This window comes from Teichococcus coralli, from assembly GCF_009829925.1.
In the GTDB taxonomy this organism is placed as follows: domain Bacteria; phylum Pseudomonadota; class Alphaproteobacteria; order Acetobacterales; family Acetobacteraceae; genus Pseudoroseomonas; species Pseudoroseomonas coralli.
This window is the reverse complement of record NZ_SNVJ01000010.1, coordinates 56,545-78,037: the sequence shown is the minus strand read 5'-3', so window position 1 is coordinate 78,037 and position 21,493 is coordinate 56,545. Positions and strand designations below refer to the sequence as shown.

General features: G+C 70.7%; 21 protein-coding genes. 10 read left to right on the top strand and 11 right to left on the bottom strand.

What is annotated here, in order from left to right; translation table 11 throughout:
- Positions 1-182 precede the first annotated feature (182 nt).
- A complete protein-coding gene (locus tag E0493_RS13055; protein WP_160937385.1) occupies positions 183-986 on the top strand; it encodes an ABC transporter permease in 804 nt (267 codons plus the stop codon).
- Positions 976-2,331 (top strand): ABC transporter ATP-binding protein, encoded by a 1,356-nt coding sequence (locus tag E0493_RS13050; RefSeq protein ID WP_160937384.1) that lies wholly within the window; start codon positions 976-978, stop codon positions 2,329-2,331. The genes E0493_RS13055 and E0493_RS13050 overlap by 11 nt, the downstream gene beginning before the upstream one ends.
- 197 nt (positions 2,332-2,528) lie before the next feature.
- Here the strand turns inward: E0493_RS13050 and E0493_RS13045 are convergent, their stop codons facing one another.
- The 9 genes from E0493_RS13045 to E0493_RS13005 all read right to left on the bottom strand — a co-directional run bounded on the left by E0493_RS13045 (position 2,529) and on the right by E0493_RS13005 (position 10,941).
- Positions 2,529-3,494 carry a Bug family tripartite tricarboxylate transporter substrate binding protein gene (locus E0493_RS13045; protein ID WP_160937383.1) on the bottom strand — a complete coding sequence of 322 codons (966 nt, stop codon included), beginning with the start codon at positions 3,492-3,494 and terminating at the stop codon, positions 2,529-2,531.
- An 88-nt stretch (positions 3,495-3,582) separates the two neighbouring features.
- A complete protein-coding gene (locus E0493_RS13040; RefSeq protein WP_160937382.1) occupies positions 3,583-4,554 on the bottom strand; it encodes a catechol 2,3-dioxygenase in 972 nt (323 codons plus the stop codon).
- Between the two features lie 119 nt (positions 4,555-4,673).
- Positions 4,674-5,369, bottom strand: a complete 696-nt coding sequence (locus E0493_RS13035; RefSeq protein WP_160937381.1) for a 4-carboxy-4-hydroxy-2-oxoadipate aldolase/oxaloacetate decarboxylase — start codon at positions 5,367-5,369, stop codon at positions 4,674-4,676.
- Positions 5,366-6,091 carry a PIG-L deacetylase family protein gene (locus E0493_RS13030; RefSeq protein WP_160937380.1) on the bottom strand — a complete coding sequence of 242 codons (726 nt, stop codon included), beginning with the start codon at positions 6,089-6,091 and terminating at the stop codon, positions 5,366-5,368. The genes E0493_RS13035 and E0493_RS13030 overlap by 4 nt, the downstream gene beginning before the upstream one ends.
- Before the next feature lie 14 nt (positions 6,092-6,105).
- On the bottom strand, positions 6,106-6,978 hold the full coding sequence (locus E0493_RS13025; RefSeq protein ID WP_160937379.1) for an amidohydrolase family protein: 873 nt from the start codon (positions 6,976-6,978) through the stop codon (positions 6,106-6,108).
- Positions 6,975-7,964, bottom strand: a complete 990-nt coding sequence (locus E0493_RS13020) for a Bug family tripartite tricarboxylate transporter substrate binding protein (protein ID WP_160937378.1) — start codon at positions 7,962-7,964, stop codon at positions 6,975-6,977. The genes E0493_RS13025 and E0493_RS13020 overlap by 4 nt, the downstream gene beginning before the upstream one ends.
- A gap of 52 nt (positions 7,965-8,016) precedes the next feature.
- The gene (locus tag E0493_RS13015) at positions 8,017-8,898 is read right to left on the bottom strand and encodes an NAD(P)-dependent oxidoreductase (RefSeq protein WP_160937377.1); all 882 of its coding nucleotides are present in this window, start codon (positions 8,896-8,898) and stop codon (positions 8,017-8,019) included.
- Positions 8,899-8,918: 20 nt separating this feature from the next.
- Positions 8,919-9,815 (bottom strand): ABC transporter substrate-binding protein, encoded by an 897-nt coding sequence (locus E0493_RS13010; RefSeq protein ID WP_160937376.1) that lies wholly within the window; start codon positions 9,813-9,815, stop codon positions 8,919-8,921.
- Positions 9,816-9,933: 118 nt separating this feature from the next.
- Positions 9,934-10,941, bottom strand: a complete 1,008-nt coding sequence (locus E0493_RS13005; protein WP_160937375.1) for a LysR family transcriptional regulator — start codon at positions 10,939-10,941, stop codon at positions 9,934-9,936.
- 126 nt (positions 10,942-11,067) lie between these two features.
- Here E0493_RS13005 and E0493_RS13000 point away from each other — a divergent pair, with 126 nt between their 5' ends.
- Complete coding sequence (locus E0493_RS13000; protein WP_235913752.1) at positions 11,068-12,087, top strand: tripartite tricarboxylate transporter substrate binding protein; 1,020 nt, start codon at positions 11,068-11,070, stop codon at positions 12,085-12,087.
- 764 nt (positions 12,088-12,851) lie between these two features.
- On the opposite strand, the gene E0493_RS12995 is transcribed toward E0493_RS13000, so the two are convergent.
- Positions 12,852-13,148 carry a superantigen-like protein SSL4 gene (locus E0493_RS12995; RefSeq protein ID WP_202397106.1) on the bottom strand — a complete coding sequence of 99 codons (297 nt, stop codon included), beginning with the start codon at positions 13,146-13,148 and terminating at the stop codon, positions 12,852-12,854.
- Positions 13,149-13,357: 209 nt separating this feature from the next.
- Between E0493_RS12995 and E0493_RS12990 the strand changes: the two genes are divergently transcribed.
- The 7 genes from E0493_RS12990 (at position 13,358) to uxuA (ending at position 20,721) form a co-directional block, all read left to right on the top strand.
- A complete protein-coding gene (locus E0493_RS12990) occupies positions 13,358-14,059 on the top strand; it encodes a GntR family transcriptional regulator (protein WP_367614513.1) in 702 nt (233 codons plus the stop codon).
- 56 nt (positions 14,060-14,115) lie between these two features.
- A complete protein-coding gene (locus E0493_RS12985) occupies positions 14,116-15,135 on the top strand; it encodes a Zn-dependent oxidoreductase (protein ID WP_160937374.1) in 1,020 nt (339 codons plus the stop codon).
- Positions 15,136-15,162: 27 nt separating this feature from the next.
- The gene (locus E0493_RS12980; RefSeq protein WP_160937373.1) at positions 15,163-16,149 is read left to right on the top strand and encodes a TRAP transporter substrate-binding protein; all 987 of its coding nucleotides are present in this window, start codon (positions 15,163-15,165) and stop codon (positions 16,147-16,149) included.
- A gap of 70 nt (positions 16,150-16,219) precedes the next feature.
- Positions 16,220-16,720 carry a TRAP transporter small permease gene (locus E0493_RS12975; RefSeq protein ID WP_160937372.1) on the top strand — a complete coding sequence of 167 codons (501 nt, stop codon included), beginning with the start codon at positions 16,220-16,222 and terminating at the stop codon, positions 16,718-16,720.
- Entirely contained in the window at positions 16,720-17,997 is a 1,278-nt protein-coding gene (locus E0493_RS12970; RefSeq protein WP_160937371.1) for a TRAP transporter large permease, read from the top strand. The genes E0493_RS12975 and E0493_RS12970 overlap by 1 nt, the downstream gene beginning before the upstream one ends.
- A gap of 13 nt (positions 17,998-18,010) precedes the next feature.
- Positions 18,011-19,492 (top strand): mannitol dehydrogenase family protein, encoded by a 1,482-nt coding sequence (locus tag E0493_RS12965; RefSeq protein ID WP_160937370.1) that lies wholly within the window; start codon positions 18,011-18,013, stop codon positions 19,490-19,492.
- A 32-nt stretch (positions 19,493-19,524) separates the two neighbouring features.
- Positions 19,525-20,721 (top strand): mannonate dehydratase, encoded by a 1,197-nt coding sequence (gene uxuA, locus E0493_RS12960; RefSeq protein WP_160937369.1) that lies wholly within the window; start codon positions 19,525-19,527, stop codon positions 20,719-20,721.
- 129 nt (positions 20,722-20,850) lie between these two features.
- Here the strand turns inward: uxuA and E0493_RS12955 are convergent, their stop codons facing one another.
- Entirely contained in the window at positions 20,851-21,444 is a 594-nt protein-coding gene (locus E0493_RS12955; RefSeq protein ID WP_160937368.1) for a hypothetical protein, read from the bottom strand.
- Positions 21,445-21,493: the final 49 nt, after the last annotated feature.

The following is a 21,493-nucleotide window of genomic DNA, read 5'->3' as shown; positions in this document are numbered from 1 at the left end:
GCGGTTGGATTTCCCGCTTAAGCTTATCGCGTCCCCGCGTCCGGATCAACCGCAGGGCGGGGGCAGGCTTGACCATGCCTGGGTTGGGTCATTAATGACCCCTCGGTCGCGGCGCCGGAGCTCCGTCCGGCCGCATCTGGAGAGGTCGTCTTCTCTTGCTCCAACAGGCAACTGCGCATGGCGTGGCATCCGGGCTCCGCACCATCATCGCCTCGCGCCGGCTGATCTGGACCCTGGCCAAGCGAGAGGTCGCGGCGCGGTACCGGGGGTCGGCGCTCGGCCTCGTCTGGCTCGTGCTGCTGCCCCTGCTCAACCTGATGGCCTTCACCTTCGTGTTCCGCACGGTGCTGAAGGCGCGCTGGTCGGGCGTGGGGATGGAGGAGGGCGTTGGCGCCTTTTCGGTCTACATGTTCGCTGGCCTGACGATCTTCACCATTTTCTCCGAGGTGATGACGCGCTCGCCCGGGCTCGTGCTCGAAAACTCTTCCTACATCAAGCGCGTTGTATTTCCCCTCGAGATCCTGCCCATCGTCGCCCTGCTCACGGCGCTGGTCAACGCGGCGGGGTCGATGGTGATCTGGCTCGTCTTCTACATCATCACCTTCGGGGCGCCGCATCCGGAGGCTCTGCTGCTGCCGGTCGCGCTGGCGCCGATGTGCCTTGTCATTCTCGGGCTGAGCTGGTTCGTGAGCGCCGTCGGCGTCTACCTGCGCGATCTGCGGCAGTTCGTCGCGCCCGTGGTCACCGCGCTGCAGTTCCTTTCCCCCGTCTTCTACCCGCTCGCGGCGGTGCCGGAGAACGTGCGCTGGATCTTCAACATCAACCCGCTGACGATCCCGCTCGAGCAGGCGCGGGGCCTCTTGTTCCAGGGGGACGTTCCGGGGCTGGCCTCGACGCTCTTCGCGCTGTCCGTCGGGGCCGTGGTCGCGCTGCTCGGCTTATGGTGGTTCCAGAAGACCCGGAAGGGGTTCGCTGATGTCGTCTGACGTCGTCATCCGGGGCAAGGGGATCAACAAGGTCTACAACATCTTCCGCAAGCCGGAGGACCGGCTCAAGCAGATGGTGTTCCGGCGGAAGAAGTTCTTCGACGAGTACTGGGCGCTGAAGGACGTCGACCTGGAGATCAGGCGAGGGGAGACCGTGGCGTTGATCGGCCGCAACGGCTCCGGCAAGTCCACGCTGTTGCAGATCATCACCGGAACCCTGCAGCCCACCAGCGGCGTCATGGAGGTTGAAGGCCGCGTGGGGGCGCTGCTTGAACTTGGGGCAGGCTTCAACCCGGAATTCACCGGCCGCGAAAATGTCCATATGTCGGCGCAGATCCTCGGCCTCTCGCGCGACGAGGTGAATGCGCGCTTCGACACGATCGCCGCCTTCGCCGATATCGGCGACTTCATCGACCAGCCGGTGAAGCTCTACTCGAGCGGCATGTATGCGCGGCTTGCCTTCTCGGTCATGGCGCATGTCGATACCGACATCCTCATCGTGGACGAGATCCTGGCGGTCGGCGACGCGGCCTTCACCCAGAAGTGCATGCGCTTCATCCGCAAGTTCAAGGAGACGGGCACCCTCCTCTTCGTCTCGCACGATGTCGCCGCCGTCCTGAATCTCTGCGATAGCGCGATCTGGATGGATGCGGGCATGGTCCGCGCACGCGGTGCGGCGCGCGAGATCTGCGAAGCCTACCAGGCCGATGTGGAAGGCTCCAAGGGGCACGAGAACGACTTCCGCATCGGCGGCTCGCGCAAGGCTCAGACCGGCCAGGAAGCCTTCCCGCGTGACCACCGCGAGGAGACCCTCGCGGAGTTCGGGCTGAAAGGCGAAGGCAAGGTCTTCGCCTTTGATCCGGACGCTCCCTGGTATGGGCAACGCGGCGCCACGATCGAGGAGGTGCGGGTGCTCGACGCGAATGGCGCGCCCTTGTCCTCCTTCGAGGGGGGCGAGGATGTCCGCCTTGAGATCCGCTGCCGTGCCGAGCGCGCCGTGGAGCAGCCGATCATCGGCTTCAGCGTCAAGGACCGCCTGGGCCAGCACCTGTTCGCCGACAACACCTATCTCACCTACCGGAGCACCCCTGTCTCCCTGGCACCCGGCGATGTCGCGACGGCCCATTTCGACTTCCGCATGCCCTATCTGGCAGCCGGCGATTACTCGCTTTCCGTGGCGGTCGCTTCAGGCACGCAGGACGACCATGTCCAGCATCACTGGATCGACGATGCCTTGCTATTCAAGGTGACCAAGATCTCGGTCAAAGGCCTGATCGGCATTCCGATGCGCGACATCCGGATGTCGGTTTCCCAACCGGCAGACTCTCCTCCCAAGGATACGTAGAGGCCCTGCAGCCGGCATAGCCGGTTGGCTCCGTGGGTTTGCCGGAGCCTGCCTGGCGAAGAACGCGGAGGAGACCTGCAACAACGAGCAGGATCATCTCCGCGCCGCCCCCTCGCGGCCGGTGCACACGGCCTTTCTGGATCGCGGCTCCTGCGCGCCCGCTGCGGCCGGCGAACAGGGCGGCGCGACAGCCGCGCTCACTGCACCCGGATGCCCCTCGCCTTCACCAGGTCGCCCCACTTGGCGCTTTCGCGGCGGAAATAGGCCTCCCAGGCCTCGATCGGCTGCGCCTCGACCCTGACTGCCATGGATTGCAGGCGCGGCTGCATGTCCGCCGCGCGCAGCGCCGCTTCACAGGCCTGGTTGAGGCGGCGCAGGATCGGTTCCGGCGTTCCGGCGGGCGCCATCACCGCGACATGCTCGACCACTTCGAAGCCGGAGTAGCCAAGCTCCTGAAAGGTCGGCACCTCAGGCGCCAGGGGGCTGCGCGTGGCTGTTGTCGCGGCCAGGGCGCGCAGGTCGCCGGACTGGATGTAGGGCATTACCGCCGCCGCAGGCATGAAGAGCATGCCGGCCTCGCCGGCCAGCACCGCCTGGATGGCAGGGCCGCCGCCACGGTATCCAATCTCGTTGACCTCGATGCCCGCCATCTGCAGGAACATCTCGGTCGCCAGGTGCGAGGTGGCGCCGACGCCGGCATTCGCGTAGTCGAGGCGGCTGCCGGGCTTCTTCGCCAGGGCAACGTAGTCCGCGACCGAATGCGCGGGCGAACTGCGCGGCACCATCATGAAAAGCGGACTGGAGATCAGCAGGCCGGCCCCGGTGAAGGCCTGCATGGGATCGTAGGGCAGTTGGTACAGGTGCGGGGCGATCGCATAGGTGCTGTTGGGGGCGATGATGACGGTGTAGCCGTCCGGCTTGGCGCGCGCGGCCGTGGCCATGCCGATCGTGCCGCTGGCGCCTCCCCGGTTGTCAACCACGAAGGCCTGGCCGAGATCAGCCGTCAGGCGCTGCGAGAGGACGCGCGCGAAGGCGTCCGTCGGCCCGCCGGGCGGCCAGGGGACCATCACGGTGACGGCCCGGCCGGGCCAGTCCGGCGTCTGCGCCATGGCCGGTGCGCCGAGCGCCATGGACGCCATGACCAGGTGCCTTCTGCGGAGCATAGCTTGTTTCCTTCCCTGATGCGCCACTCCCCTTCTGCCGGGCGGCGCAACGCGCGTTGAACGGATCGCTTTGGCCGCTGATCAGCGGTCAGTCGTGATTCGGGGGGAGCGGCGGGGTGCCGTGGGTGTGGAAGCTTTCGATGGTCTTCAGCCCCCAGGCCTGTCCCTTCCTCCGTTCCTCCTCGGTCCAGGTGATGGTCCGCCAGTCCGGCGCCAGCACCAGGCGGGCGCCCGCATTGGCAAGCTCGACGCGGTTGCCGCCGGGTTCGTAGACATAGAGGAAAAAGGTCTGCTGCACGGCGTGCTTGTGCGGGCCGGTCTCGATGTGCACACCGTGCTCCAGAAAGATGTCGGCCGCCTGCAGGATCGCTTCTCGGCTGTCGAGTGCGAAGGTGACGTGGTGGAAGCGGCCGGGCACGCCATGCGCCTCCTTGGTGAAGGCGAAGTCGTAGCTCTTGTTGGTCGCGGTGAGCCACATGCCCGCCTCCTCGCCGCTGTCCAGCTCGATGCGCTCGGTGCAGCGGAAGCCCAGCGTGCTCTCGAAGAACCTGCGGCAGGCGCGGACATCCACCGCCAGGCAGTTGAAGTGGTCGAGCCGGCGGACGTTGATGCCGCGCCCCGGGAAGCGCTGCGCCTGGTTCTTCAGCGCCGGCCGCAGCGCCGGCGGCGCCTCATACCATTCTGTTTCGTAGTAGAGCTCGAAGAGGTGCCCGTCCGGGTCGCGGAAGCGCCAGCCGGTGCCGTGGCCCAGTTCGCCCTCGTGCGGCTCGACGTCATTCCCGGCGGCGCGAAGCGCGGCGAGGCGTCGCTCCAGCGCCTGCGGGCTGCGCGTGCGGAACGCGGCATGGCCGAGGCCGGAGCTGCGCGAGGCAGTGAGTTGCAGCGAATGGCGCTCGTAGTCGTCCCAGCCGCGGAGATAGACGCTGTCGCCCTTCCGGCCGCTCTCGGTCATGCCCATGACCTCGACGAAGAAGCGCAGCGACTCCTCTGGCCGGGGCGTCAGCAGCTCGACATGGCCCAGATGGGCCACGTCCATCACGGGTTCCTCGGGTGGTTGCATGGCGCTCCTCCCCGCCTGGTCCTTACCCCGGGCGGCAGCGGAACGATAGCGAGGCGGAGCCGGCCTGTCCTATCGTTTCTGCCGCGAAGGCCGTCATCTTCCGGAATGGCGCCGGCCCTTCAGACCTCGTCGAGCGAGGTGACGTAGAGCAGCCCGGCCTTCTCCAGCGCCGGGCGCATGTTGTAGAGGTCGAGCCCGAGCACGCCGCTGGCCAGCTTGGCGCGCTTCTCGCCCTCGTTGGTCTGGCGCTTCTCGGCGGCGGCGAGTACCTCCTCCGCCTCGGCGCGGGGGATGACCACCACGCCGTCGTCGTCGGCCACCACCAGGTCGCCCGGCCTGACCGCGACGCCGGCGCAGACCACCGGCACGTTGACCGAGCCAAGGGTGGATTTCACCGTGCCGCGGGCCGAGATGGCGCGCGACCAGACGGGAAAGCCCATCTCGCGCAGCACCGCCACGTCCCGCACGCCCGCATCGATGACGAGGCCGCGCACGCCGCGCGCCTGCAACGAGGTGGCGAGCAGGTCGCCGAACATGCCGTCGGTGTTGTCGGTGGTGCAGGCGACGACGAGGATGTCGCCGGGCCGGCACTGCTCCACGGCGACATGGATCATCCAGTTGTCGCCGGGTTGCGCCAGCACCGTCACCGCGCTGCCCACCGCCGCCGCGCCGGCCCAGGCCGGGCGCATATAGGTCTTCATCAGGTTGGGCGCGCGGCCCGAGGCCTCGTGCGTGGTGGAGACGCCGAGCGGCAGGAAGCGGTCGGTGGTCGCGACCGGCAGGCGCTCCACCCGGGTGACGACGACGGGCGTCATGCCAGCACCTCGACCGCGTCGGGGAAGATGGTCTGGTAGGCCTCGCCATAGGTCATGGCCTTGCCCGAGTTGCGGCCGCCTTGCATGCCGCGGTTCAGCGCCACGCGCTCGTAGTAGTGCCAGAGGTGCTTCTGCGCCGGGAGCTGCTCGAAGGCCTTCCACTTGGTCTCCCACACCTCGGTGATGTTGAGGATGCGGTTGGGCTTGAAGCCGCACTGCTCGGGCTGGTGCGGCTCGAACTGGAAGACCTGCGGCGCGGCATAGGTGACGCCCTGCTCCGGCTTGTGGCCGGCGGCCTGGGCGATGATGCGCGCCTCCTGCGCGAAGCGTGCGGCCTCGGGATGGTCCACGTTGTAGGGATCGGCCACCGCATGGGTCAGCACGAAGGCGGGCTTCACCTCGCGGTAGACGTCGATCAGCCGGTCCAGCATGGCCTCGCTGAGGCGCAGCGGGTAGTCGCTGGCGTCGAAGAACTCGATCTCGGCGCCCAGCACGGCGGCGGCGGCCTCGGCCTCGGCGCGGCGGCCGGCCTTGCAGGCCTCCAGGGTCATGCCCGCCTGCTTCCAGGCGCCCTGGCTCTCGCCGCGCTCGCCATAGGAGAGGCAGACGATCTTCATGCGGTAGCCCAGCTTGGCGTGCAGCGCGATGGCGCCGCCCGCGCGCCAGACGAAGTCGCCGGGATGGGCGGTGACGACGAGGCCGGATTTCTGCGTGCCGGACATGGTGCTTTCCCCTCTCAGCGCGCCCAGTAGAGGCGGTCGGGATTGTCGATCAGGATTTTGCGGCGCGCCGCCTCGTCCTCCACGGCCATGGCCAGGAGGTCCACGAGGTCGCCGTCGTTCGGCATGTCGCCGCTGATGTTGGGGTGCGGGAAGTCAGTGCCCCAGAGCGTGCGGTCCGGCGCCACCTCGGCGAGCCTGCGCGCGAAGGGCACCGCGTCGTGGAAGGGGCTGCCTGCGGAGGAGACGCGCTCGGGCCCGCAGATCTTCACCCAGGCCAGCTCGTTGCGCATCAGCTCCAGCAGCCGGCGGAAGGGCTCCTGCTCCAGCCCGTTCTTCGCCTGCACCCGGCCCATATGGTCGATCACGAAGGGAACCTTGATGCGGGCGATGCGCTCGGCGTGCTCGACGATGTCCTTGGCGTCGAGGTGCAGCACCACATGCCAGCCGAGCGGCTGGATCTTCTCCAGCACGCGGTCGAACACCTCGAGGTCCGGCGTGCCGCCGAGATGCGCCACGAAGTTGAAGCGCACGCCGCGCACGCCGCCGCGGTCGAGTTCCTCCAGCCCCTTGTCGGTGATGCTGCCGTCCACGATGGCGACGCCGCGATAGGCGCCGTTGCTCTTCTCGATGGCGTCGATCATCGCCGTGTTGTCGGTGCCGTGGCAGCTTGCCTGCACGATCACCGCGCGGTCCACGCCGATCGCCGCATGCACGCGGCGGAGATCCTCCACCGGCGCGTCGGGCGGGGTGTAGGCGCGGTCCGGCGCGTAGGGGAATTTGTCCGCCGGGCCGAAGACGTGGCAGTGCGCGTCGCAGGCGCCGGCGGGCAGCTTGTAGGCGGGCGTCCTCGGGTTGGGGTCCGGGGCCTTGCAGGTCTTGGTGCTCATTGCTTCTCGATTCCCGCCTTCTCGATGACGCCGCGCCATTTCTCGGTCTCGGTGCGCAGCAGCTGGCTCATCGCGGCCGGCGTGCCGCCGCGGGCCTCGACGCCGGCGTCGAGCAGCTTCTTGCGCACCTCGGGTTCCGCCAGCGCCGCGTTCATCGCGGTGTTGAGCGTGTCGATCACGGGCTGCGGCGTCTTTCCCGGCGCCACCAGGGCGTTCCAGGAGGTCACGTCGAAGTCCTTCAAGCCGTGCTGCTGCAGCGTCGGCACGTCTGGCAGGTTGGCGGCGCGCTCGGCCGAGGTGACGGCGATGGCACGCAAGGAGCCGCCGCGGATCTGCCCCATCAGCGGCGCCACGATCTCGAAGGCCACCGTCACGTCGCCGCGCAGCAGGGCGGTCAGCAGGTCGGGCGTGCTGCTGAAGGGCACCGTCACCGTGTCGATGCCGGTCGCCGTCTTGAACAGCTCGGCCGCCAGGTTCTGCGTGCTGCCGACGCTGATGGTGCCGATATTGGCGCTGGAATCCTTCTTCAGCTTCGCCAGCAGGTCCTGCACGTTCTGGATCGGCGACTTGGGCGAGACCAGCAGGGCGATGGCGAAGCTGCCCATCAGTCCCACGGGGGCGAAGTCGCGCACCGGGTCGAAGGGCAGGCTGCGGAACAGCGAGGGGCTGATGGCATGGGCGTTGGTCGCCACCATCAGCGTGTAGCCGTCGGCCGGGGCGGTCATCAGCGCCTGCCCGGCGACGATGCCGCCGGCGCCGGGACGGTTCTCCACCACCACGGGCTGGCCGAGCCGCTCCGACATCGCCTGCCCCACGGTGCGGGCGGTCAGGTCGGCCACGCCGCCGGCGCCGTTCGGCACCAGCAGGCGGATCGGCTGCGAGGGATAGCTGCCCTGCGCCAGCGCGGGCCTTGCCCAGGGGGTGGTGAGCCCGGCGGCCCCGCCCAGGGCGGCCAGCCGCAGGGCGTCGCGGCGTCCGAGAGCCATGGATGATCCTCCTTGTTGGGCCGCCCCCGCGCGGGAGCGGCCGGGTGCCGCCTTATTCGGCGGCGGCCTTGTGCGGCGTCGTGGCGGCCAGGGCGGCGAGCAGCGCGTCGAGGTCGGTGGTGCGCAGCGCCTCGGCGCCCATCTCGCGGCCGCGCGCGGCGGCCCAGTCCTGCCGCTCGGCGATCGGCGCGCTCAGCAGCGGGTCCACCCCCGCCTCCTGCACCGTGCGGGCGACCTCGCGCATCTCCTCCGCCCGCCGCCTGCCATGGATCAGCGCCCGGCTGATGACGTAGCCGGCCAGGCCGCGCCAGTCCTCGTGCGGCAGCGTGTCGGCCAGCGAGCGCAGCACCTCCTGCTCCACGCCGTAGTGCCGCGCCGCGAGCATGCATTCGGTGGTCAGCGCCTCCAGCCCCTTCACCATCACGCTGCGGCACATCTTCACCGAGGACGCCTTGCCGATGGGCCCAGGGAAGGGGGTCAGGTTCATGCCGAAGGGCGCCATCAGCGCCTGGAAGGCCGCGGCATGGGGGCCGCCCAGCAGGATCGGCGAGCGCAGGCCCTTGGGGGGCACGCTGGCCATCACCGCCGCCTCCACATAGCGGCCGCCGGCCTTCTCCACCGCCTCCGCCGCCGCCTGCTTGGTGCCGGGGGAGACCGAGTTCACGTCCACCACGAAGGGCGCATGGCCGAGCCCGCCGGTTAGCGACCGCGCCGCCGCCAGCGCCGCGCCGGCGGTGACGGGAACGAAGACCACCTCGGCCTGCGCCGCCGCCGCGGCCGCGCCGTCATGCACGGTGGCGCCGGCTGCCGCCGCGCGCTCGCGCGCCGCCGGGGCGGTGTCATAGGCGTGGATCCCGGTCGCGCCGCCGGCGCGCAGGTCGCGGGCGAAGATGCCGCCCACCTCGCCGAAGCCGATGATGGCGAAGCGCGTCATGGCTGTTCCTCCCTCGCTGTTCATTCGATTTCCGGCGGCAGGCCGTCCCAGACCTCGTCCACCGTCAGCGGCCGCGGCAGCATCGCCTGCGCGGCCATGTAGCGGAGCGCCAGCTCAACCACCGGGCGCAGCGCCGCGCGGCTGGCCGGCGGCGCGCCGTGCCCGTCTGCCGGCACGGGCGCGGCGGCGGCGCGGGCCATCCGCACCAGCTCGACCACCAGCTCGGGGCGCTGCTCCGCCAGCTCCCGCGTCACCGTCAGCATGTGGTTGACGGGGACGAGGCGGTGACGCTGCCAGAAGGCTTCCGCCGCCGCCTGCGGGTCCGGGAAGACGGTTCGCAGGGCCGGGTCCGCCGGCATGTCGTTGCCGACGATCACCGCGTCCAGCGCGCCTTCGCGCAGCATGGCCAGCATCTCCCGCCCAGGTTTCGCCCGCTCGGCGAAGGGCGGGTCGGCGATGCCGGCGACATGCGCGTCCTCGAAGGTGATCCACTGGCTCTCCTCAGGGCGCGGGCCGCCTTCCTCGGCGATGATGCCGCGCAGCCACATGCCCGTGGTCTGGCTATAGGCGCGCACGCCGATGCGCCGGCCGGCGAGGTCGGCGGGCGAGCGGATGTCGCTCTCCCTGCGGCAGAGCAGCGCCGATTGCTGGAACCGGGCCGCCAGCACCACCGGCAGCAGCACCAGCGGCCGCCCGGCCGCGCGCGCCTGCAGGAAGGTGGCGATCGCCATTTCCGAGACGTCGAAGCGCAGCTCCCGCACCATCGGCGCGAAGGCGCGGCTGATCACCGGGATGTCGGCGAAGTCCAGGCGCAGCAGGGGGGAGGTGACGCCACCCTCCTTCAGCGCCCGGGTGCGGGGGTAGGTGCCGATCGCCGCGCGCAGCACGGCGGGCCCTGCAGTGGCCTGGGGGCTCATGGATGCCAGCCCTGGGCCGGGGCGTTTGCCGGCCGGTCTCGCGAAGGGGTCATGGGGCGTTTCCTTCCGCTCTGCCCCAGGGCGTGGCGCGCCCTTGGAGCGGAGGTCTGGCACCTGACTAGCCCTGATTGCGGCGTCTCGTCCTATCGCTTTTCCCGCGCCTCTTATCAGCGCTGGTTATATCGGCGAGGCCGCGCTGCCCGATCTCGGCGACATGGGCGCGCAGGCAGGCGACAAAGGCCGCGCCCGCCGGGGCGAGCGGGCGGTCGCGCGGCAGGATCAGCCCGGCGGGGCGGGGCGGCGCCGGGATCGGCAGCGGCACCACCCGCAGCGTGCCGCGCAGCAGGTCGCCCGCCATCATCAGCCGCGGCATCACCGAGATCAGGTCGGTGGCGTGCAGCATCTCGCGGATGAAGCCGTAGGAGCTGGAGCGCAGCGACGGCGTCGGCTCCAGCGCCAGCATGTCCAGCACCGTGTCGATCTCCTGCCCGACGCGCTGGCTCACGGTCGGCAGCACCAGGTCGTAGCGGCGCAGCTCCTCCGGCTTCGGCGGCCCACCCGCGAAGACCGGGTGGTCGGCGCGGGCGAGGATCGAGATCGGCTCCTCCCAGAGCGGCTCGCGCGAGAAGCCGTCCGGCGCCGCGGGCTCGTAGAGGCGGCCGACGATCAGGTCGATCTCGCCGGCGGCCAGCTTGGGCAGCAGCTCCTCCGTCCGGCCCTGCTCCAGCCGGACGCCGATGCCGGGGTGTTCCGCCTTCAGCCGGGTCAGCGCGCCGGGCAGCACCGCGGTCGCCGCGACCGGCAGGGTGCCGATCGCCACTGTCCCTCCCTCGGGGTCGGCGATGTGGTCCAGCGCCTCGTCCAGCCGGCGCAGCTCGGCCAGGATGCGACGGGCGGACTGCGCCAGCAGCGTGCCCGCCTCGGTCGGCCGCACGCCGCGCGGCAGGCGGTCGAACAGCCGCTGCTGCAGGATGTCCTCGAGCTCGCGCAGCGTCTTGGTCAGCGCCGGCTGGCTGACGCCGATCACCGCCGCCGCCTTCAGGATGCTGCGCTGCGCCACGATCGCCTCCACCGCGCGCAGGTGGTGCAGCTTCAGGCGCTGGTCGAGGTAGCGGCGGACCGCCATGGGCGCCCTCCGGGCGTCGCTATTCCACGGGATTATAGCTCAGGCGGAAGAAGGAATGCGATGGAGGGCCCCTGGCGCGCCTAGGCTGCGGGCGGCCCGGGCGAGACCGGGCGGGAGGAAGCGAAGATGAAAGCCCCTGGTCCTGCGGCGGTGGCCGCATTCCTGTCGCGCCGCGCGGCGCTGTCCGCGCTGCTCGCCATGCCCGCGGCCCTCGCGGCGCCGCGCCTGGCGCGGGCGCAGGCCGCCTGGCCGGACCGGCCGGTGCGCGTCATCGTCCCCTTCACCCCCGGCGGTTCCACCGACATCATCGCCCGCGCCCTGGCGATGGAGCTGCAGAGCGCCTTCGGCCAGCCCTTCGTGGTGGAGAACCGCGGCGGCGCCGGCGGCACCATCGGCACCGAGGCCGCCGCCCATGCGGCGCCCGACGGCTACACGCTGCTGCTCGGGCATATCGGCACGCTGGCCGTCAACCCCTCGCTCTATCCGAACCTCAGCTTCGACACGGTGGAATCCTTCGCGCCCATCACGCTCGCTGCCATGGTGCCGAACGTGATGGTGGTGAACCCGAGGAAGGTGCCGGCCGGCAGCATCGGCGAGCTGATCGCGCTGGCGAAGCAGAAGCCGCGCGCGCTCACCTTCGGCTCGGGCGGCAACGGCTCGGCCGCGCATATCGCCATGGCGGCCTTCAACCTGGCCACCGGCACCGAGATGGAGCACGTCCCCTATCGCGGCACCGGGCCGATGATGAGCGACCTGCTCGCCGGCACCATCGACCTGACCTTCACCGGCGGCCCGCCCGCCCTGCCGCCGGTGCGCGCGGGCATGCTGCGCGCGCTCGGCGTCTCCTCGCGGCGCCGCCTTTCCGCCGCGCCGGAAATTCCCACCGTGGCGGAGCAGGGCGTGCCCGGCTTCGAGGCCAACCAGTGGTACGGGCTGCTCGCGCCCGCCGGCACGCCGCGGCCGATCGTGGACCGCCTGAACGCTGCCGCCACCAAGTCGCTGCAGGGCGATGCGCTGCGCCGCCGCTTGGAAACCGAAGGCGCCGAGGCGGCGCCCGGCACGCCCGAGGCCTTCCGGGACTTCATTGTCGCGGAGCGCAAGCGTTGGGCGGAGGTGGTGCGTCGCGCCGACCTGCGGCTGGACTAAGAAGAAAGAACGCGCCTGGACCTAACGGACATCGGCTTGGCGGCGCCTCGCGCCCGCCCCGCCTTTGGCCGCCGCACAACCCTGCTCTGATCGGCGCTTCATTGAGAACGGTGTCGAGAAGCGGATCGGCACGGCTGGGCCCCTTCAGGTGGCCGTCCGGAAGGAATGGGACCTTCGGGGCGAACTCATCCGCAGCGCCGGCATCCGGGCGGAGTGGGAAGGCTCGGGGAAGGAATTCCCCCCGAACCCCTTCTGCTTTCTGCCAGCGGGCGGTCGCGCCCTTCGCACATCGTGCCTGCGCCCCCCACCGGCACCGCCAAGCTGGCAGGAGAAAGAGGAGGGGGGCCCGGAGAAGAATTCGCTTTCTCGCGGCTTCCCGCGATCAGGCCACGGGTGGCGGAAGCTCCTGCGGGCTGGGCGGCGCCATTGGCGGCACGTCCGGCCCAGGGCCGGGAGAAGGAATGCCTGGCTGCGGCGGCGGAATGTCAGGACCTGGCGGGCGGGGCTGCGGGATGTCCGGCCCGGGTCCTGGCATCGGCCCGCCCGGGTTCGGCGGCGTGACATCCGGACCTGGCGGGCGGGGCTGCGGAATATCCGGCCCCGGCTCCGGTGGCCGCGGCGTCGGCGGCTGCGGTCGCGGCGGCCCGGGCGGTGCCGTCGGGTCCTGCGCGGCCAAATCCTGGGCTTGTCGGATCATGGGCATGGTTTCCTCTTGGTAGAACGGGCGCCGCCCTGGCCCGAGGGGCGAAGGAGGGAGCGCCGCGCTAGCGGGGCTGCACCGTGGGGTCGCCTCCTGGCGAGCCTGGCGGCGGAAGCACCGGCGTGGTGTTTGGCTGCGGTGTCGGCGCGGGCACATGGATCTTGGGATCGACCCCGGCTGGCGGGGGGATGACGCTGTCACCGCCGGGCCCCGGCGCCGTCGGCTGTCCGCTCCCCGGTGGCTGGATGCGCTCCGGAATGGTCGGGCCGGGCCTGTTGGGCGGAACAGGCGACTGCGCCATGGCGCCGCTGGCGAGCAGGGTCAGCATGAAGCCTGCGAGGATACAGCGCTTCTGGTTCATGCCGGATCCACCCCTCCGTTTCTGTGCCCGCTGCGCCGCCCGGGAGGGGTGGCGGAAAACGGGCCGGGAAGGGGAAACGTCCCCTCTCATTGGCCAGTTGCAGGCGCCCTGCCGGCGAAAGGGGATGGACACGAGGTGGCGAGGTCCGGTTGCCGATCAAGAGGCATACTAGTATACAAGTATCCAAGTATGCCTTTCCCGGAGGAACCGTGCCTCTTGCAACAGCCGAGCTGCGCCTGCACCGCCGCGCGCCGATCGGGCGCGAGCTGCACGGCATGCTGCGCCGGCAGATCCTGCGAGGCGTGCTCCGCCCCGGCGAATCCATTCCCGAGACCACCCTGGCCGAGCGCGCCGGCGTCAGCCGCACGCCGGTGCGCGAGGTGCTGCGCCGCCTCGCCGACGAAGGCTTCGTCACCATCATCCCGCAGGTCGGCACCTATGTGGCGCCGATCCGCCTCGCCGCCGTCTACGACAGCCAGTTCATCCGCGAGACGCTGGAGTGCCGCACCATCCGCCTCGCCGCGGAGAACCTGACGGAGCCGGACGCGGCGGTGCTGCGCGCCAACCTCGCGGCGCAGCAGGCCAGCCTGGAGGCCGGCGAGTCGGACGCCTTCTTCGACCAGGACGACGCGCTGCACGCCTGCTTCGTGCGCATCGCCGGCCGCCCGGCCATCTGGCAGGTGATCCAGGGCGTGAAGTCGCAGCTCGACCGCGTGCGCTACCTGTCCCTGCAGAGCGGCGACTGGCCACCGGTTCTGGTGGAGGAGCACGCCACCCTGGTCGGCCATGTGCTGGCCGGCGATGCCGAGCGGGCGGAGGCGGCGATGCGGGCGCATCTGCGCACCGTCTTCGCCACCATCGAGCGGCTCAGCCGCACCAACGCCGATTTCTTCGAGACGCCCGCGCCATGACGCGCGGACCGGCCGCCGCGCGCGGCTGACACCACACCAGGAGCTGGAGCGAGAGCATGGTCGCCATTGCGGTGAAAACGCCACACGTCCTGGAGCTGTTCGAGGCCACGCCGGCAGCGCCCAAGGCGGGCGAGGTGGTGGTGCGCGTCGAGCGCGCCGGGATCTGCGGCTCCGACCTGCACATCTACCACGGCACCAATCCCTTCGCGAAATACCCGCGCATCATCGGCCACGAATTCGCCGGCACGGTGGAGGCGGTGGGCGAGGGCGTGCACGACCTCGCCGCCGGCGACCATGTGGTGGTGGACCCGGTGGTGAGCTGCGGCCACTGCTATCCCTGCCGCGCCGGCCGGCCGAACGTGTGCAGCAACCTCGAGGTGTTCGGCGTGCACCGCGACGGCGGCTTCCGCGACCGCCTGGCCGTGCCGCGCGCCAACGCGGTGAAGGTGAGCCCTGACCTGCCCTTCGCCATCGCCGCCCTGGCCGAGCCCTTTTCGATCGCGGCCAACGTGCTCAGCCGCACCGGCATCGGCGCGGACGATTCGGTGCTGGTCTATGGCGCCGGGCCGATCGGCCTGACCGTGCTGCAGGTGGCCAAGCTGCATGGCGCCCGCTGCATCGTCGCCGACATCGACGACGCCCGGCTGGAGCGCGCCCGTGGCTTCGGCGCCGATGTGGTGGTGAACTCGCGCAGCACGCCGGTGCCGCAGGCGGTGGCCGGCGAGACCGACGGGCTCGGCCCCACGCTGGTGATCGACGCCGCCGGCGTGCCGGCGCTGCTGGAGGAGGCCTGCCGCCTGGCCAGCCCGGCGGGCCGCATCGGCCTGCTCGGCTTCTCGCCCGAGCCCTGCAACATCAGCCAGCAGGAGATCGTGAAGAAGGAGCTGACCCTGGTCGGCTCGCGCCTGAACCGCAAGCTGCTGCCGCAGGTCGTGCAGTGGCTGGAGAGCGGCCAACTGCGCCCCGAGGCCATGATCACCCAGACCTTCGCCGCCGCCGACGCACGGGAAGCCTTCGCGCTGATCGAGAAGGACCCCGGCCGCACCGTGAAGGTGCAGCTGGCCTTCGGCGGCTGAACCGGACTTCAAGGAGGAACGAGCACAATGACCATCATCACCCGCCGCGGCGCCACCCAGGGCCTCGCCGCCATCCTGGCGCTCGGCGCCGCGCCGCCGGTGCTGGCGCAGTCCAAGACCGTGCTGAAGCTCGGCCACCTCGCCAACGAGGACAACACCTGGCACAAGGCCTGCCTGAAGTTCGCCGAGGAGGTCGCGCAGCGCACCAACGGCGCCCTTGAGGTCCGCGTCTTCCCGAACGAGCAGCTCGGCAAGGAAACCGACCTGATCAAGGGCATCCAGCTCGGCACGGTGGACTTCACCATCACCGGCGAATCGCTGCAGAACTGGGCGCCCTCCGCGGCGCTGCTCGCCGTGCCCTACGCGGTGAAGGACATCGCGCAGCTCGACAAGGTGGTGCAGGGCAAGGTCGGCGAGGCGATCGCCGACAACATCGAGGACAAGACCAAGCTCCGCACGCTCTGCTACTTCGCGCGCGGCCCGCGCAACCTGACGGCCAACCGCGTGATCGCCAAGCCCGACGAGCTGAACGGCCTCAAGCTGCGCGTGCCCAACGTGCCGCTCTTCGTGAAGTTCTGGGACGCGCTTGGCGCCAAGCCGACGCCGATGGCCTTCTCCGAGGTCTTCACCTCGCTGCAGAACCACACCATCGACGCGCAGGAGAACCCGCTGGCGCTGATCAAGTCGGCGAGCTTCGCCGAGGTGCAGAGCGTGGTGAACCTCACCGAGCACGTCATCAGCTGGATCTACCTGGTGGGCGGCAGCCGCAAGCTCGGCCGCCTGCCGGAAGCGCAGCAGAAGGCCATCATGGAGGCTGCCAAGGTCGCGCAGGAGTATGAGCGCGGCCTGTTCCTGGCCGACGAGAAGAAGCTGGCCGAGGAGCTGAAGGCGAAGGGCATGAAGTTCGCCGAGGTGGACAAGGAGGCCTATGCCGCGAAGGGCCGCCCGGCCGTCGCCGCCGCGCTCTCCGACGAGATCCGCCCGCTCTACGAGCAGATCCTGGCCACGGCCTGACCGGCTCCGGGGGCGCGCTTCCCGCGCCCCCGCCCTTCCGCCCGCCGGGTGGCAGATCGAGGACAACACAATGCGCGCACTCATCGGGGCGGTGCTGCTGGCGGTGCGGACGGTCTGCCGCATCGGCACGCTGGCCGCCTTCGCCGTGCTGGTCGGCGTCGTCGTCATCCAGGTGCTGGGTCGCGTGCCCGGCGTGCCGACCGTGCCCTGGACGGAGGAGGTGGCGCGCTTCGCGCTGGTCTACCTCGTCGGCTTTTCCTGCGGCCTCGCCGTGCTGCGCGGCGAGATGGTCAACGTGGATCTCTTCGTCGCGCCGCTGCCGCCGCGCGGCCGCCGCGTGGCGGAGCGCCTGTCGGACCTCGTGGTGCTCGGCTTCGCGCTCGCCATCCTGCCCGGCGCCTGGGACTACGTGGCCTTCAGCGCCGGCGAGCGGGCGCGCTCGCTGGATGTCCCGATGCTGCCGGTCTACGCGGTGATGCTGCTGATCCCGGGCGCGCTCGCCTTCTTCTCCGTGATGCGCCTGCTCGGCTTCGGCCAGCAGGGCTCGCCCGCCCATGGTGAGACCGTCTGATGCTCGTCGGCCTGCTCTTCGGCACCTTCGCGGTCTGCCTCATTCTCGGCGTGCCGGTCGGCATCGCGCTGGCCCTCGCCTCGACGGCCTATCTCTACGCCGCCGATATCGACCTCTCGGTGGTGGCGCAGTTCACCTATGCCGGCATGGACAGCTTCGTGCTGCTCTGCATCCCTGGCTTTGTGCTGGCCGGCAACCTGATGAACGGCGGCGGCATCACCGACCAGATCGTGCGCTTCGGCAACTCGCTGGTCGGCCATGTGCGCGGCGGGCTCGGCCTCGCCAACGTCACCGGCTCGATGATCTTCGCCGGCATCTCCGGCACCGCCGTCGCCGAGACCGCCTCGATCGGCGCGGTGATGATCCCGGCGATGCGCAAGTCCGGCTACGACGCGCCCTTCGCCGCGGCGGTGACGGCGGCGGCCTCCACCGTCGGCCCGATCATCCCGCCCTCGGTGCCGATGATCATCGTCGGCACCCTGACCGGCCTCTCGGTCGGCAAGATGTTCCTGGCCGGCGCCGTGCCCGGGCTGCTGCTCGGCGCCGGCATGATGCTCACGGTCTATATGCTCTCGCGCCGGCGCGGCTACCCGAAGGGCACCTGGCAGGGCTTCGGCGAGGTGCTGCGCTCCTCGCGCGCCGCCGTCTGGGCGCTGCTGATGACGGCGCTGATCCTCTACGGCATCGTCGGCGGCGTCTTCACCCCTACCGAGGCCTCGGTCGTCGCGGCGCTCTACGCCTTCGTGGTCGGCCTCTTCGTCTACAAGGGCTTCGGCCTGCGCGACCTGCCGGGCATCGTGCTGGAAAGCGCCATCGGCTCCGGCGCGCTGATCCTGCTGGTCGGCTTCGCCAACGTCTTCGGCTGGATCCTGACCAGCGAGCAGATCCCGCAGGCCATCGCCCAGGCCATGCTCTCGGTCACCGAGAACAAGTACCTGATCCTGCTGATGGTCAACGTGCTGCTGCTGATCGTCGGCACCTTCATGGAAACCATCGCGGCGCTGATCATCCTGTTCCCGCCGCTGCTGGCGGTGGCGCAGGCGGTGGGCATCGACCCCATCCACTTCGCCATCGTCGTGGTGCTGAACCTGATGATCGGGCTGACCACGCCGCCCGTAGGCGTCTGCCTCTTCGTCGCCGCCAACATCGCCAACGTGCCGCTGAGCGCCATCAGCCGCGCCATCGTGCCCTTCCTGATCTGCAACCTGATCGTGCTGCTGCTGGTCTCCTACCTGCCCTGGATCTCCCTGTGGCTGCCCAGCCTGTACTTCAACTGAGCGGAGGACCGAGATGAGCGAGACCCTGCCGCGCCTGTCTCCGGAGCGCCTTGCCGCGCTGCCGGCGGGCGTCGCGCGCCCCCGCTACGACCGCGCGGCGCTGCGCCCGCGCATCGTCCATCTCGGCCTCGGCGCCTTCTTCCGGGCGCATGGCGCGCACTACACCGAGGACGTGCTGCACGCTTCGGGCGGGGATTGGGGCGTGGTGGGCGTCAGCCTGCAGCGGCCTGACCAGCGCGACCGTCTGGCGCCGCAGGGCGGGCTCTACACCACCCTCCGCCGCGATGCCTCGGGCGACGCCGCACGCGTCGTCGGCTGCCTGCTGGAGGTGCTGGTGGCGCCGGAGGACACGGCGGCCGTGCTGGCCCGCATGGCGGCGCCCGAGGCCGCCATCGTCAGCCTCACCATCACCGAGAAGGGCTATTGCCACGACCCCGCCAGCGGCCGTTTGAACCGCGATCACCCGGACATCCGCCACGATCTGGCGGCGCCCGAGGCGCCACGCTCGGCGGTGGGCTTCCTGGTCGAGGCGCTGCGGCTGCGGCGCGAGCGGGGGCTCCGTCCCTTCACCGTGCTCTGCTGCGACAACCTGCCGCAGAACGGCCGCCTCCTGGCCGGCCTGGTGCATGACTTCGCCGCCGTCCGCGACCCAGGCCTCGCCGCATGGATCGCCGCCGAGGTGCAGCTCCCCTGCAGCATGGTGGACCGCATCGTCCCCGCCATGGTGCCGGAGGACCTGGAGGCCGCCGCCCGCGCCACCGGCTGCCAGGACGCCGCCCCGGTGGTGCACGAGCCCTTCCGCCAATGGGTGATCGAGGACCGCTTCGTGGACGGTCTGCGCCCGCGCTGGGAAGAAGCGGGCGCGCAGCTCGTCGCCGAGGTGGAGCCCTTCGAGCACATGAAGCTGCGCCTGCTGAACGGCGCGCATTCCGCGCTGGCCTATCTCGGCTACCTCGCAGGTCATGAGACCATCGTGGACACCGTCTCGGACCCCGCCTTCCGCGCCTTCGTGCAGCGGCTCTGGGCGGAGGAGATCATCCCCGAGGTGCCGCCGCCACCCGGCGTGGACCTCGCCGCCTATGCCGCCGCGCTGCTCGACCGCTTCGGCAACCCGGCGATTCGCCACCGCACCTGGCAGATCGCCATGGACGGTTCGCAGAAGCTGCCGCAGCGCCTGCTCGGCACGCTGCGCGAGCGGCTCGCGCAGGGCCGCCCCATCCCGCTGCTGGCGCTGATCGTGGCCGGCTGGATCCGCTATGTCGGCGGCCTGGACGAGCAAGGCCAGGAGATCGACGTGCGCGACCCGCTCGCCAGGGAACTGCGCGCGGCGCTGGACGCCGCCGGCACCGACCCCGCCGCCCGCGTGCGGGCCGCCCTCGGCTTCGGCGCCATCTTCGGTGACGACCTGCCGCGCAACGGCCCCTTCGTGCAGGCCGTCACCACCGCCTATGCCCGTCTGCTGCGGGATGGCGCCCGCGCCAGCCTCGCCGCCTGACCGTCCCGACCTTCGACCCTGCGGAGAGCACCATGGAAGAAACCTGGCGTTGGTTCGGCCCGGACGACCGCGTCACCCTGCCGCATATCCGGCAGACGGGTGCGCGCGGCATCGTCAACGCCCTGCATCAGATCCCCTACGGCGTTGTCTGGAGCGAGGAGGAGATCCGCGCCCGGCAGGCCATCATCACCGCCGACCCCTCGCTCGGCCTGTACTGGCGCGTGGTGGAAAGCCTGCCGGTGCACGAGGCCATCCGGCGCGGCAAGGGCGACCTCGAGCCGCTGTTCGAGAACTACCGCATCTCGCTGCGCAACCTCGCGGCCTGCGGCATCCGCACGGTGTGCTACAATTTCATGCCGGTGCTGGATTGGACGCGCACGGAGCTCGCGCATCCGCTGCCCGGCGGCGCCACCTCGCTGCGCTTCAACTACCATGAGTACGTCGCGCTCGACGTCTTCATGCTGCAGCGCAAGGGCGCCGAGGCGGGCGTGCCGGAGGCGGTGCTGGCCCGCGCCAAGGCCTGGCACGACGCCGCCTCGGAGGGCGACAAGGCGAAGCTGCTGGCCAACGTCATGGCCGGGCTTCCCGGCGCCTATGACCGCTACGACATTCCCGGCCTGCGCGCCGTGCTGGAGAGCTACGGCGAGACCCCGCCCGAGGCGCTGCGCGAGAACCTCGCCCGCTTCCTCCGTGCGGTGATCCCGGCGGCCGAGGAAGTGGGTGTGCGGATGTGCATCCACCCCGACGACCCGCCGCGCCCGCTCTTCGGCCTGCCGCGCGTGGTGTCCACCGAGGAGGACATCGCCGCCCTCTTCGCCATGGTGGAATCGCCCTCCAACGGCCTGACGCTCTGCACCGGCTCGCTCGGCGCCGGGCCCGCCAACGACCTGCCGCGCATCGCCCGCCGCTTCGCCGACCGCATCTGGTTCGCGCACCTGCGCAACGTGGCGAAGGAGCCGGACGGCTCCTTCATGGAGGCCGAGCATCTCGGCGGCGACACCGACATGGTCGCCGTCGTGCAGGTGCTTCTGGAGGAGCAGCAGCGCCGCAGGCAGGCGGGGAGCGACGAGTGGCGCATTCCCTTCCGCCCGGACCATGGGCATGAGATCGCCTATGACGAGGGCAAGGGCACCTTCCCCGGCTATCCGCTGATCGGCCGCCTGCGCGGGCTGGCGGAACTCCGCGGGGTGATGACCGCCCTGGCGCAGGTGAAGGGCCTGCCGCTGTAAAAAAAGTCCGGGGGAAGGAATTCCCCCGGACCCCCATCTTCTTTTTGTCAGCTTGCCGTCGCGCTTGTCGCCAGCGGGGAAAACTCGAAGAAAGAAGAAGGGGGTTTGGGGGAATTCCTTTCCCCAACCTCACTGCACGAGGGCGGTGAAGCTCGGCTTGTCGAGCAACTGGTCGATCGCCGCGCTCATCGCCCGCTGGGTGATCTCCCGCAGCGGCTCCGACGCGCTGAACACGCCGGTCGTCGGCAGGATGAGGTCCCCGCTGATGAAGGCCGCCTCCTCCTGGTCCACCAGCACGGGCATGCCGCCGTTCATCGGCCGCAGCGTGATGCGGAACTGTGCGGTGGCCGCCCGCCGACTGATCTGGCGCGCCTCCAGCGCCAGGATATCCACTTCCAGCCCGTAGCGCGCCGCCGCGCCGTCCGGTGCGAGCAGGCCGCGCGCCAGCAGCGCGTTGGCGAAGGCCTGGCGGACTTCCTCCGCGGCCGGCACGGACGTCCGCAGGTCCTTCACCGAAGCGCCGTAGCTGGTGCGCACGGCGCCGATCCAGCGCGGGTCCGTTTGCGCGTCCTCGCGCCGGTCAGTGACCTGGGTGATCGCCACCACCGGTCGCGCCTCCGGCTGCGTGGCAGGAGGCGTGGGCGGGGCGTAGGTCAGGTCGGCCCGGCTGGCGCCACAGGCGGCAAGGCCGAGGCAGAGAAGGAGGACGGCACGGCGACGCATGGTTTTGCCCCGCGAGGCGCTTCCAGGTGAACGGGTCATTCCTTCTCCC

Excerpts from the sequence above, each read along its gene's own strand:
- E0493_RS12955 (WP_160937368.1), bottom strand. The coding sequence starts at position 21,444 with ATGCGTCGCCGTGCCGTCCTCCTTCTCTGCCTCGGCCTTGCCGCCTGT.
- E0493_RS12995 (WP_202397106.1), bottom strand. The coding sequence starts at position 13,148 with ATGAACCAGAAGCGCTGTATCCTCGCAGGCTTCATGCTGACCCTGCTC.
- E0493_RS13035 (WP_160937381.1), bottom strand. The coding sequence starts at position 5,369 with ATGACGCCCGTCGTCGTCACCCGGGTGGAGCGCCTGCCGGTCGCGACC.
- E0493_RS13050 (WP_160937384.1), top strand. The coding sequence starts at position 976 with ATGTCGTCTGACGTCGTCATCCGGGGCAAGGGGATCAACAAGGTCTAC.
- E0493_RS12985 (WP_160937374.1), top strand. The coding sequence starts at position 14,116 with ATGGTCGCCATTGCGGTGAAAACGCCACACGTCCTGGAGCTGTTCGAG.
- E0493_RS13000 (WP_235913752.1), top strand. The coding sequence starts at position 11,068 with ATGAAAGCCCCTGGTCCTGCGGCGGTGGCCGCATTCCTGTCGCGCCGC.
- E0493_RS13005 (WP_160937375.1), bottom strand. The coding sequence starts at position 10,941 with ATGGCGGTCCGCCGCTACCTCGACCAGCGCCTGAAGCTGCACCACCTG.
- E0493_RS13025 (WP_160937379.1), bottom strand. The coding sequence starts at position 6,978 with ATGAGCACCAAGACCTGCAAGGCCCCGGACCCCAACCCGAGGACGCCC.
- E0493_RS13010 (WP_160937376.1), bottom strand. The coding sequence starts at position 9,815 with ATGAGCCCCCAGGCCACTGCAGGGCCCGCCGTGCTGCGCGCGGCGATC.
- E0493_RS13015 (WP_160937377.1), bottom strand. The coding sequence starts at position 8,898 with ATGACGCGCTTCGCCATCATCGGCTTCGGCGAGGTGGGCGGCATCTTC.
- E0493_RS13040 (WP_160937382.1), bottom strand. The coding sequence starts at position 4,554 with ATGCAACCACCCGAGGAACCCGTGATGGACGTGGCCCATCTGGGCCAT.
- uxuA (WP_160937369.1), top strand. The coding sequence starts at position 19,525 with ATGGAAGAAACCTGGCGTTGGTTCGGCCCGGACGACCGCGTCACCCTG.
- E0493_RS12980 (WP_160937373.1), top strand. The coding sequence starts at position 15,163 with ATGACCATCATCACCCGCCGCGGCGCCACCCAGGGCCTCGCCGCCATC.
- E0493_RS12975 (WP_160937372.1), top strand. The coding sequence starts at position 16,220 with ATGCGCGCACTCATCGGGGCGGTGCTGCTGGCGGTGCGGACGGTCTGC.
- E0493_RS13020 (WP_160937378.1), bottom strand. The coding sequence starts at position 7,964 with ATGGCTCTCGGACGCCGCGACGCCCTGCGGCTGGCCGCCCTGGGCGGG.
- E0493_RS12970 (WP_160937371.1), top strand. The coding sequence starts at position 16,720 with ATGCTCGTCGGCCTGCTCTTCGGCACCTTCGCGGTCTGCCTCATTCTC.
- E0493_RS13045 (WP_160937383.1), bottom strand. The coding sequence starts at position 3,494 with ATGCTCCGCAGAAGGCACCTGGTCATGGCGTCCATGGCGCTCGGCGCA.
- E0493_RS13030 (WP_160937380.1), bottom strand. The coding sequence starts at position 6,091 with ATGTCCGGCACGCAGAAATCCGGCCTCGTCGTCACCGCCCATCCCGGC.
- E0493_RS12965 (WP_160937370.1), top strand. The coding sequence starts at position 18,011 with ATGAGCGAGACCCTGCCGCGCCTGTCTCCGGAGCGCCTTGCCGCGCTG.